The organism is Shewanella psychromarinicola (assembly GCF_003855155.1).
GTDB lineage: Bacteria > Pseudomonadota > Gammaproteobacteria > Enterobacterales > Shewanellaceae > Shewanella > Shewanella psychromarinicola.
Window position 1 is genome coordinate 4,393,035 of the sequence record NZ_CP034073.1, and the last position, 14,082, is coordinate 4,407,116.

At 41.0% G+C, this 14,082-nt stretch carries 6 protein-coding genes; 4 read left to right on the forward strand and 2 right to left on the reverse strand.

What is annotated here, in order from left to right; all coding sequences use genetic code 11:
• Positions 1-21 precede the first annotated feature (21 nt).
• Positions 22-3,456, reverse strand: a complete 3,435-nt coding sequence (gene smc, locus EGC80_RS19210; RefSeq protein ID WP_124011788.1) for a chromosome segregation protein SMC — start codon at positions 3,454-3,456, stop codon at positions 22-24.
• Between the two features lie 160 nt (positions 3,457-3,616).
• Between smc and cysZ the strand changes: the two genes are divergently transcribed.
• The gene (gene cysZ, locus EGC80_RS19215; RefSeq protein WP_124011789.1) at positions 3,617-4,390 is read left to right on the forward strand and encodes a sulfate transporter CysZ; all 774 of its coding nucleotides are present in this window, start codon (positions 3,617-3,619) and stop codon (positions 4,388-4,390) included.
• A 1,128-nt stretch (positions 4,391-5,518) separates the two neighbouring features.
• On the opposite strand, the gene EGC80_RS19220 is transcribed toward cysZ, so the two are convergent.
• Positions 5,519-6,640 carry a beta-ketoacyl-ACP synthase III gene (locus EGC80_RS19220; protein WP_101032141.1) on the reverse strand — a complete coding sequence of 374 codons (1,122 nt, stop codon included), beginning with the start codon at positions 6,638-6,640 and terminating at the stop codon, positions 5,519-5,521.
• A gap of 398 nt (positions 6,641-7,038) precedes the next feature.
• On the opposite strand from EGC80_RS19220, the gene cysK reads away from it, so the two are divergent.
• The 3 genes from cysK (at position 7,039) to EGC80_RS19235 (ending at position 13,122) form a co-directional block, all read left to right on the forward strand.
• Positions 7,039-8,004: a cysteine synthase A gene (gene cysK, locus EGC80_RS19225; RefSeq protein WP_101032142.1), complete on the forward strand. Its 966-nt coding sequence runs from the start codon at positions 7,039-7,041 to the stop codon at positions 8,002-8,004.
• Between the two features lie 733 nt (positions 8,005-8,737).
• Entirely contained in the window at positions 8,738-11,608 is a 2,871-nt protein-coding gene (locus EGC80_RS19230; protein WP_124011790.1) for a TonB-dependent receptor domain-containing protein, read from the forward strand.
• A 623-nt stretch (positions 11,609-12,231) separates the two neighbouring features.
• Positions 12,232-13,122, forward strand: a complete 891-nt coding sequence (locus tag EGC80_RS19235; protein WP_124011791.1) for a LysR substrate-binding domain-containing protein — start codon at positions 12,232-12,234, stop codon at positions 13,120-13,122.
• The last annotated feature ends 960 nt before the right edge of the window (positions 13,123-14,082 follow it).

Below are 14,082 nucleotides of genomic sequence, written 5' to 3' on the forward strand. Positions count from 1 at the left end.
TAGATTCCCTGTCTTCCTAATTTATACCGCGTCAGCCATGGCGACGGCGGCTTCAATGTCCACTGCGACTATCCTTGAAACGCCAGGTTCATGCATAGTAACGCCAATAAGTTGATCAGCCATTTCCATTGTTATTTTATTATGACTGATATAAATAAATTGCACACTTTGTGACATTTCTTTCAGTAAGCGACAAAAACGTTCGACGTTGGCGTCATCCAAAGGTGCATCGACTTCATCGAGCATACAAAAAGGTGCTGGATTCAGTCTAAAAATAGCAAAGACTAATGATAATGCGGTTAACGCTTTTTCTCCACCACTTAGTAAATGTATGGTGCTATTCTTCTTACCTGGCGGCTGTGCCATGATAGTAACACCCGTTTCGAGCAGGTCATCACCGGTTAATGCCAAATAAGCCTTTCCCCCGCCAAATACCTTTGGAAATAGTAGCCCTAAGTCATGGTTTACCGTTTCGAATGTGGCCTTAAAACGGCTTCGGGTTTCTTTGTCTATCTTACGGATAGCGTCTTCTAAGATCGCTAACCCTTTATTTAAGTCGTCGTCTTGACTGTCTAAATAGGCTTTTCGTTCTCGTTGCGATTCAAATTCTTCAATGGCGGCAAGGTTGATGGCACCTAAACGTAAAATGTTTTGTTTTACTTTTTCAAGCTGTTGCGCCCAAACATCAACAGATGCATGTTCAGGGATTTCGACAATGACTTGTTGTAGCTGAATTTGCTGTTCTTGCAGCAATTGCAGCTGCGCATTCGCCTGCCCTTTTAAGCCCTCACGACGTAACTTTAACGTGCTTATCGCTTGAGTCAAGTCTTGTAACACTACAAGCTGTTGTTTTTGCATCAATACTAAACTGTCTAAGCTAGTTTGAAGCTCTGCTTGTTGGGAACGATTTTGTTGTAATTGTCGCTGCAGGGCTTGCTGTTGCTCAAGAGCTTGTGCCAGTTGTGTTGATAATTGGCTTAAATGATGTTGACCTCGTTGTTGCTGATTGTCGAGCAGCATTTGTTGTAGCTGAGATAATTGGCTTGCTAATTCTGTCTGTTTTTCATGTTGTTGCTTTAATTTCTGCTCGCTTAATGCATGTTGGGTGGCATGTTGTTGCACTTGTGTTTGCTGCTGCTTAACACGATTAGCAGCATCACCGCGAATGGCTTTGGTTTCACGTAACTGAGCTTGACTCGTTTGCCAAGCTTGCTGGGCAACGTCGTGTTGATTCATCGCCAGTAACAATGCATCTTCTTGGGTCGAGACGTGTTCTTCAAAGACCTCTACTTGCATTTTTTTATCGCATATTTGCTGTTCGAGCTTGGCGATTGATTGACTGCATTGTTGTTGTTTATCGCGTTTTTCAACCATTTGCTGAGTTAAACTGGTCACTAACGAGTGCAGTTTTGTTTGTTGGATCTGTAACTGATGACAGCTTTGTTGGCATTGACTCAGTGCCACCTGAGTTGACGTGGCGATATGGGTTAACGATGTTAACGCTTGTTGAGACGATGACAGCTGCTGTTCAAGCACGGCTGATTGCTGGCTTAAGCTTAATCGTTCTTGGCTTAGGACAATCGCCGATTGCCCAGACTGAGTAGGGTTAAGTACAAAACCATGGCCAATCAACAAGCCTTCTTGGGTGGCAATATATTGATCAGGTTGCAATGTCGGCAATATCGTTTTTGCTTCACGGACACTCGACGCCCACACCACTTTTTGTAACCACGGCGCTAAATTTACCGGGGTCGTTAATGCGGGATAAACCACTTGATGTTGCTGTTCAAAACCTACTAATGGTTCTGTAACACTTAACAAGGATGTTTGGTCCAGCGCTAAAACAGGTAATTGACTTAATCCTTGTAAGACGTTGTCGACGGCTTTTTCCCAACCTGGCACCACCTCAATCACTTGCCATAATTGTTGGCCATCATCTTGGGTATGATCCGCAAGCAGCTCATCAATAAATTGCAATCGTGAATGATGATGAGTCACCGATTGCTTTAGTGTTTGATAAGTATCGCTAGCTTGAGTCACGCCCTGCTGCTGCTCGATTAATGAGAGTTCAAGCTGACTGTGTTGCAGCTGTTTATCATTGAGTTGTTGTTCAATACTGGCTAATTCTGTGGCACTGCTTTGCAACTGTTGTTGCCCATCTTGTTGGGTTAACGCCGCCAGTTCAAGCTGTGATTGTGATAAATGCTGCTGGTCTTGAAGTAAACTTTGCTGCTGGTGACTGAGGGTTGATTGGCTCAGGGCTAACTGCATTTTATTGGCGGCTAAGGTTTCGGCATACTGGGTTAACTGACGTTGCTGAGCATCAAACGTCTCTTCAATAGCAAAGACTTGCTCATCGATCTGCTCAAGCGCCTGACTCGCCTGTTCATAAGCGGGTTGATGAGTATTAACTTGCTCAACCAATCGCTGATGAACATGGTTCATATCGACAATCTTATCGTCAGCTTGTTGGATCTGCTGCTGTAATAGTTGAATTTGTTGCTGCAACTGGGTGTCTTGTTGCTGCTGATGTGCAAGCTGTTGCTCAAGTTTGCTCATGGTATTACCGGTTTGGTAATACTGTTCCACCAGTTTATGTTCGCCGTCACTGAGTTCTGCCAATTGCTGTTTCAGCTCGATAACACTGGTATCTGCTTGCTGCGCGGTCTTTGCTAACGCTTCAGCCTTGAGCTCACGTTCAGCGGTTTCGGCATCGAGTCTGTCGGTTTGCAGCGACAGTTGTTGGTATCGCATAACCAATAGTTGGCTATGTAACTGGCGTTCACTATTTTTTAATTCTCGATACTGCAGAGCCGCTGTTGCTTGTTGCGATAATTTGTCTAACTGGGTACCGAGCTCAACCCGGATATCATTTAAACGTTCGAGGTTTTCACGGGTATGACGAATACGGTTTTCGGTTTCACGACGGCGCTCTTTATAACGAGAAATGCCCGCAGCCTCTTCAATAAACACTCTTAACTCTTGAGGTTTAGATTCGATTAAGCGTGAAATGGTACCTTGCTCGATAATGGCATAGCTACGCGGCCCAAGGCCAGTGCCCATAAATAAGTCGGTAATGTCTTTTCGACGACATTTTTGGCCATTTAAAAAATAATTTGATTCACTATCACGATTAACTTGTCGTTTAACCGAAATTTCTTGATAACTGGCGTACTGGCCAGTGAGCCTTCCCTGAATGTTCTCGAACACCAGTTCGACACCCGCAACAGAAATAGGCTTACGTGCCGATGAGCCGTTAAAAATCACATCGGTCATAGAATCGCCACGTAGTTGCTTTGCCGAACTTTCACCCAGCACCCAGCGCACGGCATCAATCACATTGGATTTTCCGCAGCCATTAGGGCCGATAATTGCCGACAAGGCATTATCAAATGGGATTTTAGTTGGGTCTATAAACGACTTAAATCCAGCAAGTTTTATGTGTTTTAATTTCATGTTGCCAGTTCAGGTACGCTATAAATGGAAAAAGCAGTTCACTTTAGCAATTGAGATCCATTTTGTAACGATTTTTATCCTTTAGACACCGTTTATCACTTGTTTTATTGCGCTAGGCTGGTCAAAATCAATTATATAAGTCACAAAATAGGCAGTCTTAATGGTCAGCAATTCGAAAATCGGTAACAAGAGTGGTGTAAATTATTTTATCCAAGGGTTTCAACTAATTAAACAACCGGGATTACGCTCATTTGTTTTTATTCCACTGATGATCAATTTAGTCTTATTTGCCTCCGCGATGTATTTTGCGCTAGGACAATTAACAGAGCTATTTACATGGATGGATAATCAACTTCCAGAATATCTAAGCTGGTTGAATTTTCTGTTGTGGCCATTAGCGGTATTAACGATGTTAGTGGTGATGTCATTTCTATTTAGCTCAGTGATGAACTGGATTGCGGCACCTTTTAATGGCTTATTGGCCGAAAAGGTAGAACAACATCTCACAGGAAAAAGCTTAAATACCGGTAACTCCGTCGATATGATTAAAGATTTACCGCGTATTTTTGGCCGAGAATGGATAAAACTTAAATACTACTTGCCACGAGCATTATTGTTTTTAGTCTTATTTTGGTTACCTATTGTCGGTCAAACCGCAGCACCCATATTATGGTTTATATTTACAGCATGGATGATGGCGATTCAATATTGCGACTTTCCATTTGATAATCATAAAGTCAGTTTTGATGACATGAAATTTGCTCTGAGAAATACCAAGGGGTCTAGTTTTAGCTTCGGTGCTACTGTGACACTGTTTTCAATGATCCCCATTGTTAACTTTGTCGTCATGCCCGTCGCCATTTGTGGTGCAACCGCAATGTGGGTCGATAAATATCGAGAGGCTTATAAAAATAACGCTATCGCCCCAGACTAATCCATAGAGGGCGAATCTATAAAAAAATAGCCCAAAGCGTCATCACCTAGATTGCACAGCCTAAGCCCAATGCCTAGCATCGGGCTTTTTCATTATATCCCCCGCACTAATTTAACATTCCGAGACAATTTTACGATACTTTAATACCCGTTGGACCTAGGTGTTAATGTCTTTTCTACGCCACTTTTTGCGATAACTGTCTGCAATAATAAGGGCAATAATAAAAATGAAAAAGAGTTGCCAACAATAATAGTGATCAACGATTTAATTCCAGCTAACGACTTACTCCAGATAAACGACCTTACACTGGCTTTAGTATTGAGCCGTTTTCCTCTTTACCGCGTTGCCAGCTTCTAACCAGCCGTTTTATTTCACATACTCACCATCGATGAAGACATTGAATTTGATGGTGACGTTAATGGATCCGTATGGCAGCAAGCCTTAAATAACCTCAATGGTGGATAATAAAGGTTATCAAACAACGCTTTGTTCAATAATCGTTATTGTCTCGACGGACCGTATGCCAACTATTGATCCGTCAATTGGCCTTGTTAGCAAAACACGGGGCAAGTTTGATATTGCAGACTTGAAATAAACTCGTTGTTAACGATTTATCTCATCTTTTATCAGACTTGAAGCTAAATACAAAAAGGCCGTTGATGCTTAAGCATCAACGGCCTTTTTGTGTTTCTCTGATTAAAAATAGCTTATTGAGAAACAACTGTCATGTTTAGCTTTAGACAAATATTCATCCGCGCGCTGTTATTCATCCGCTCATCCGCGCGAAGCAATGTGCGTGCAAATGTTTCATTACTCATGATAGACACGCCACAGTTAAATGAAATAAACACATCTCCAGCACAATTCCCCATGGGATTGTTGCCACATTGCGGTCTACATTTATTGACCTATGTGCTTGCTTTAATGGTCTCTAAACCTTTAAAAACAATAACTATGCCTTATTGATTATTCCTAACACTACCAAAACACTCGACATATCAGGTGATATCCACATAGAATCCAAAATCCTCAACAAGCATATGCGTTAATATTTTGGTTATAGTGGTGCTATCGTCTTCAATCAACACTCACAATATATTCAGCTTTATTATCTAGAACTCGAGTCAATTAACACTTCTCAAGTACAATACTACCTATAGAGTAGCCTGCACCAAATGAGCACAACAAGCCCAGATCACCCGTTTTAAAATCTTGATTGAATTTATGAAAAGCAATAACCGATCCCGCAGAAGCGGTGTTGGCATACTCGTCCAATATGATAGGCGCTTGAGTGGGCTCAACATTATCACCAAGAAGCTTCTTCACCACAAATAAATTCATGTTTATATTGGCCTGATGAAGCCATAGACGCTTAAATTCTTCAGGTTTTATTTGCTCGTCGCTAAATTGGGCATCTAAATGTTGGTAAATCATCGGCAATAATTCTTTAAATACTTTGCGGCCTTGTTGATGAAACAATTTATCAGCTGTGGTCGCATTTTCAGGATCGCAGCGATTAACAAAACCAAAATTACTGCGGATATTGCTGGAATAATCCGTTGCACAACGGGTAGACAATACGCTAAAGGCATGAGTAGATGTCGATAATTCATCGCGTTCAACCACCACCGCGGTGGCAACATCACCGAAAATAAAATGACTGTCACGATCACGGAAATTGATTTGCGGTGATGTTAATTCAGGATTGATTACCAGTACCCGATTAGCGGTTCCGCCTCGAATTGCATCAACGGCATTCACAATCGCAAAAGTAGCAGATGAACAAGCCACTAACATATCGTAAGCAAACCCTTTGGTGCCCATGGCTTGCTGGATCTCAATCGCAATGGCCGGATAGGCTCGCTGAGTATAAGCACAGGCAACAATCACTAAGTCGATATCTTCAGCCGTTAAGTTTGCTTGTTGTAATGCTTGTTTCGCGGCTTCAATGCCCATTTCTGCTTGCATAGACAAGGATTCAGAAGGCTTATCAGCAATTAACGGCATCATGATGTTGGTATCGAGAATACCTTCTTTTACCATGACATAACGGCTTTTGATCCCAGAGGCCTTTTCGATAAACTGACTTGAAGAATACGCCAAGGCTAGCACTTTTCCAGCCTCAATATCTGCGGCATGCTGTTGATTAAACTGGTCAACATAACTGTTGTAACTGTTAACTAATTCGTCGTTAGATACACTGTAAGGTGGTGTATATAAACCACTTCCTGAAATCACAACTTTATTCATTTTACTCTACCATTTTTAGTGAATGAGTTAGCGAAAGCTCATCTGCGCCAGACACATCGACATCAATAAATCGATCTGTTTTATTGAAGGTTTGACAAGCACTTATCAATATCATGACTCGTCAATTGGGTGGCACGACATAGAAACATTTTGCTGATTAACGCCATTCTAGTATTTTATAATTTATTCTTGGCATACTAAATTAAATTTCTCTAATGGTCAGACCATTAAAGGAGGCTAATTCGACTCAAAAGGCTATTAAAGCGCCGCAAACAGGATATTTAGAATAAATAGGCTACCATTAATAACTAAAAAGAATAAGGCAGAACAAACTTTCACTTCTAAATCCTGCTGAGCAGATTATGATTAGATAATGCAAACATAGGAGCAAATAATCCATGAGCAAAATTTTCGAAGATAATTCATATACTGTGGGCAACACACCGCTGGTTCGTTTAAATCGCGTCAGCAATGGCAGGGTGTTAGCCAAAGTAGAAGCTCGTAATCCAAGCTTCAGCGTTAAATGCCGTATTGGCGCTAACATGATTTGGGATGCAGAAAAAAAAGGTCTATTAACCAAAGATATTGAGTTAGTTGAACCTACATCGGGTAACACAGGTATTGCACTTGCTTATGTTGCTGCTGCACGTGGTTACAAATTAACCTTAACCATGCCAAATACCATGAGCTTAGAACGTCGTAAACTGCTTAAAGCTTTAGGTGCAAACTTAATCTTGACTGATGGCGCCAAAGGTATGAAAGGTGCCATTAATAAGGCTGAAGAAATTCGCCAATCGGCACCTGAAAAATACTTGGTTCTTGGTCAATTTGATAATCCTGCTAACCCTGAAATCCACGAAAAAACCACAGGTCCAGAAATCTGGAATGATACCGATGGTGAAGTGGATGTATTTGTCGCCGGTGTCGGTACTGGTGGAACATTAACCGGTGTAAGCCGTTATTTAAAAGCACAAGGCAAGACTATTACGTCTGTGGCGGTTGAACCGGTTGACTCACCTGTAATTGCTCAAGCATTAGCTGGACAACCTATCCAACCTGGTCCTCATAAAATCCAAGGTATTGGTGCAGGCTTTATTCCAGGCAACTTAGACCTATCCATTATTGACCGCGTTGAAGCCGTCACTAATGATGAGTCAATTGAGATGGCTCGTCGGTTAATGAAAGAAGAAGGCATCTTAGTCGGTATCTCTTCTGGTGCCGCTGTTGTTGCCGCGAACCGTATCGCTGCATTACCCGAGTTTGCAGACAAAACTATTGTGGTTATATTGCCTTCTGCTGCAGAACGTTATTTATCGACTGTATTATTTGCTGGTGAATTTAACGACAGTGAAAACGTGCAGTAATGTCAGTTGTTTGAATAATCGTTGCTTAACGGATCAATCTAATAACAATGATTATTGATTCTTTACATTATTAGTATTTAGTCGATGCCAGCATATTGCTGGCATTTTTATTTCAGCAATTCACGTTATAAACCGAGTGTGTTGCGAAAAGTGGAATAAATCAAACGATTTATTCCGTTAAGTCAAGAGTCTCCGGGTTATATAAAAAATCACAAAAAACATATAAATATTCACACTGTAAAGAGAAATTCACGGCCAATAAAATTAAAACTTATTGTTTGTAACATAATGCTAATATTCTCCAATTACACATAAATAGATTTTAAATAGGTTAAAACGGTGATTTACTTCAAAAAAAATCATAGATTAAATTTTTTCATCTAAAAATTAAAAATAATTTACAAACAAATTATTAACAATTTCATTTTTACCTACTTAAATACAAATCAAAAAACCTACAATCCTAAAACAAAGTCGCACCAATAATGAGCACGCCATTAACAACTTGGAAGATTACCTTTTAATTTCACACACATGTTGCCGCTTGTTATTCTTATTGTTAATAATGTGACTATTAATTGTAACCACCAACTCGATACTCACTCGGCTAAACCAATATTGTTTTTTTATTTAGGTATGGTTATATCAATAGTGGTGTAACTTTGTTTCATTTTTATATTAAAAATGATCTGAATGATTACCTCATAATAAAAACATTTCTGGGAGTGATAAAATGCAAGTTAATTCACATTTAGCCAAAGCAATTCGCTTTGCGCTAATCAGTGGCGTTGCTGTTTCAGCAGCGACCACATTCAATACCTATGCTGAAGACGTTGCTAATACAGCGTCGCCTGTAGAAAGGATTTCAGTAACCGGTTCACGTATTATTCGCGAAGGCGCTGTTGCACCAACACCGGTAACCGTCATTACCGGCGACGAATTATTATCAACGGGTGTGACCAATATTGGCGAAGCCTTAAACCAGTTACCTGCGCTAGGTAATACTTATTCGCTCGCCAATTCTGGCCGCTTTATCGGTACTTCTGGGCTTAACTTGCTCGATTTAAGGAGCATGGGTACCGCCAGAACACTTGTGCTGGTGAACGGTAAGCGTCATGTATCAAGTTCTGCGGGTACTTCATCTGTCGACATCAATACCATCCCAAGTGTATGGATCGATAAAGTTGAAGTGATTACCGGTGGTGCATCAGCCATTTATGGTGCCGATGCGGTAACGGGTGTGGTTAACTTTATTTTAAAGAAAAATGTTAATGGCTTAGACGTATCCGCCACCAAAGGTTGGGCGGATGATAGTGGCCATAACAAAGATCGTTTTTCATTATCTTATGGTACTAATTTTGCCCAAAACGATGGTAATGTTGCCTTTGCCGTTGAATACAGTGCCCAAGAGCAATTGAGAGCGTTTGACCGTGATCAGACGTCGACTGCTTTTACGAGCCTAGCAAATTCAGATCGTATTACCGATAACAATGACCCTAGCGATCCAGACAAGATCTGGACACCTAATGCGGGACACTACACCATTAGTAATGCGGGTAACGTTAATTTAGATGGTTGGAAGAGCTTTAATCCAGATGGTTCTCTAACAAATGTTTATTCAGGTCAAAATGTTGATGGCATTCGTTGTGCTGATTGTGATTTCACTAATTTAAACCAATTTGTTGAATTACAGCCAGAATTTGAACGTTATAACATTAACTTTAAAACTAACTATCAGTTAAATGATAACCATAACGTCTATTTTGAAGCTAAATACGTTAACAGCCAATCCACCGATGAAGGTCAACCTGCATTCTTCTTCGGTAACCCGGTTAACGATGTCCAAATTGATAATGCTTTTATCAATCCGGAACTGGTTGCGTTAATGAAAGCAAACAAAGATAGCGATGGTAATGCTGCCCCATTAGACTCGATTAATGTTCGCCGCTTTATGACTGATTTAGGTGTGCGTATTGAAGATGACACCCGTGAAACTCAACGCTATGTATTCGGCCTTGAAGGCTTAGTCTTTGATGATTGGGATTACGATGTTTATGCCATTTATGGTCAAACCGATCTAGAACGAGTTAATAAAAACAACCTAGTCTATGACAACTACAGCAACGCCCTTGATTCCGTGCTCGAAAACGGTGTTGCGGTATGTCGAGATCAAACGGCTAGAGATGAAGGCTGTGTCCCAGTCAACATCTTTGGTTTTGGCGCGCCAAGTCAAGATGCTATCGATTATATTAATACCACGTCAACAGGTACATCGATTATTAAGCAAACCGTATTAGGTGGGACATTAACAAACTCATACTTATTTGAACTACCAGCGGGTTATGTTGGTTTATCTACTGGTGTTGAATACCGTAAAGAAGAAAGTGAAGTCTTTGAACCTGACAATGCCGAAGGTACTTTCTTTAATGCATTAGGCGAAGATAAAGGTGATTTTGATGTCAACGAAATCTTTGCTGAAGTCACGCTTCCTTTGCTCGCCGATTTACCTATGGTTCGCCAGTTAGACCTAGATCTTGCAGTGCGCTATGCTGATTACAGCACCATTGGTAATGCGACAACGTGGAAAACAGGTTTAAGCTGGGAAGTCGATGATCAACTCAGACTTCGTACCACATACTCAGAAGCCATTCGCGCCCCCAACATCAGTGAGCTTTATGGCTCAGCAAGCCAAAATTTCTTCAACGTGAATGATTCTTGCCGTGCTAAAAACTTAAATGACCTAGCCGATCCAACCCTACGCCAAGCCAATTGTACAGCATTGGGGATCCCAGCTGGTTTTGATGCTGACTACGACGATAAAACCCTTGAAGGGTTAAGTGGTGGTAACCGCGAGCTAAAGGCCGAAGAGTCAAAAAGTTATACTTTAGGGGTTGTTTATCAACCTGATTATATCGATGGGTTATCAATCACCACTGATTATTGGAATATCGAGATCGAAAACGCCATCAGCGCCGTTGGTGCTCAGGATATTATCGATCGATGCGTTGATTCGCCATCAGGTGTGGATAACGAATACTGTAGTTTGATTACTCGTGACGCAACCAGTCACGAAATTACTCAAATTAGACAATTCTCGTTAAATATTGCCTCGCTTGAAGCGGCTGGTATCGACTTTGATATTGGCTATATCTTTGAAGCCTTTAATGGTGATGTTCGCACGAACCTGATTGCGACTCGTCTCCTAAAACGTAAAGATTTCTCATTCCAAGATGAGCCTGATACATTTGAGGAACTTGCAGGCACGGCAGGCTATGCTGAATGGCAAGCAAACTGGAGTCTAGGTTACTCAATTAATAGCTGGGATGTTAACTGGAGAACGCGCTATGTTGAAGGTGTGAGCCTTTATACCGATAAAGAATTAGCATTAAACGCCAATCCTAACAGCAACATGGAATTTAGCGATTACTTTATCAGTGATGTCGCAGTTACCTATAACTTTGACTCGGGTATCAAGTTGAAATTTGGTATCGACAACCTGTTTAACCGTGACTTACCTTACGGCTATACTGGTACAGATACTACCAGCTCAGCTTACGATAACGTCGGCCGTTTCTTCCATACGACCGCGACCTATAAGTTCTAAGCGGTAGGTTGATTGGTTGGTTAAAAACGGCATCTTAAGATGCCGTTTTTTATCTACTCATTATCTCAATAGTATGCGCAAAAAAGAAACCGCAAAGTGGCCAACACACCTGGCATCAGTATTGGCATTGATAACGGCTGAAATAACGACTAACACAATCATCAGTCACACAATTGATATTAGCGATTCAAATTTATCCGCTCAATTTACGATGATAATTATTTATACCCAAGTTTGGATAATACACTGCCATCAAGCAATCCTTTGTCTTACTAAGCTCCTTGTATTGACTTGCCATAGTGCCACTATGAACACGGCTATTAACACGGCTATTAACACGGCTATTAACACGGCTATTAACACATTAATACGCCTTATTAACAAAACAAATGCTACTCTTTTACCTCTTTATCTCATCCCTTAATCCGAGCTGAGGTTACATAATTTAATTAATACCTAATATTGTTAATAATCCTAAGCACAATGAGTTTTTTTTCGACCAATAACACAGTATTCTTGTATCAAGCCCACAAATTATGAAGCAGTACCTATACCTGCAATCAAAAATAGCAGATCATACTCATATTGTTTTATATATTGTTTTTCCACAGATAAGGTATTTCATGCATTATACGCTTAAGCAAATAGCCGTTTTCGATGCCGTCGCAAGTTTAGAGAGTGTCAGCGCTGCGGCCAAAAAACTGTCAATGAGCCAATCAGCGGTTAGCATGTCGTTAAGCCAGCTCGAACACTTATTAGACCGGCCATTATTTATTCGCCAAGGTAATCGACTTATTTTGAGTCATTGGGGCCGATGGTTACGCCCTAAAGCTCAAAAACTACTGCAAGATGCCCATCGAATTGAATCTGGACTTCATGAACAGCACATCATCAGCGGTACAGTAAAATTATGCTCTAGCCAAACGGCCGCGGAGCATTTACTCCCCGCTCTTATTAGTAAAATTGATAATGATTTTCCCGAACTTAGAATCGAAATTGCAGTCGAAAATAGCGATAAAGTGGCTCAAGAGGTCCTCGACTATCAATTTGATTTAGGCGTGATTGAAGGCCGCAATGACGATAGTCGATTACATCAAGAACCTTGGATTGATGATCACCTTGTGGTTATCGCCTCACCGAATCATCCGTTCGCGCAAAACGAACGCACTAGTATTGCCCAATTAGAACAAGCCAAATGGGTGCTAAGAGAGCCAGGGGCTGGCACGCGACGTATTTTTGATGCAGCAATCCACGGCTTAATCGTTAAATTAAATGTCTGGAAAGAATATGAGCATGTCGGGCTATTAAAGGCTTTAGTCAAGAATGGGGTTTATTTAAGCTGCTTGCCCTATTTAGATGTAGAAAAAGACGTGGCCAAAGGAGAATTAGTCATGCTGACCACGCCAGAGTTAAACTTAAACCGCCATTTATCGTTTATTTGGCGTCAAGATACCGGTGAAAACCCACTACGAGATTGTCTCATTGCAGAAGCAAAGCGTGTCTCTCACAGTTAACGACCCATCGATACATCTACGTGTCGATCAATAGACTTCAGCAATCGAGTTACTAACCGCTAGATTGCTTTTTTCCTCAGTTGCCAAATCAAACTTCGACACCGCAAAGTTGTTCATTTTATTGGATGATTTATGCTGATATTGGGGTGTTAGCCTAACGATTCCTCAACCGCTATTAAATCATTTTCACCTGTTATTGCTAAGGACTGAGCCGCAGCGGATTGAGCTGCCGATAGAGCTCTGCATGACTCAAGCCGCACTTATTACCAGCAAATGAACGCGCTGTTAAATCAAGCTTATGTTTGTGTTTACAAACACAGTAAATGCCGCTACTTAATGTGTGACTTGGTACTGGGTAATATTTGTTACCATCCCCATTAGATTATTATTAACCATAGGGCCATAAAACGCCTGTATCCCTTTGACATTCAAATTATCAAACACCACGATATCACTGGCCTTAGCCATAGTTAGATACTTGGTTGGCGATCCCTAAGCGTTGTGGAAGATTTCCCCGTAAAGAGGATGGAGACGGTCTTTAGTTTTGTACTCGCGGTTTGAACCCTTCTTTTTGCGGCTCAACTGGACTTAAATTTGGTTACTTTTTTTGACGACGTCTTTAGCAACTTAGCATTGATAACCAATACAGAATTTTAGCCGACAACAATATTAACGATTAATGCCGTAGCAACAACCGGAGACAGTCGTTATTTTGCCGTCTTACATTCAGCTTCTTGCACCAATGAAACATGCCATTTATCGTGGCTCAATGGCACCGTTATCGTCTTAATGCCATTCTTTAGATTGCGGTGCTGGTTTATCAATACGTTGCCCTCTTAGGGAATACTGATTTACCTATTCTCAATACAATTACAATTACAATGAGAATTAGAATGGCAACATCTGCAGTTAACATAAATTGCGGTTGCAGCCATGGCGCCTTTTGCACTGAAATGTTCT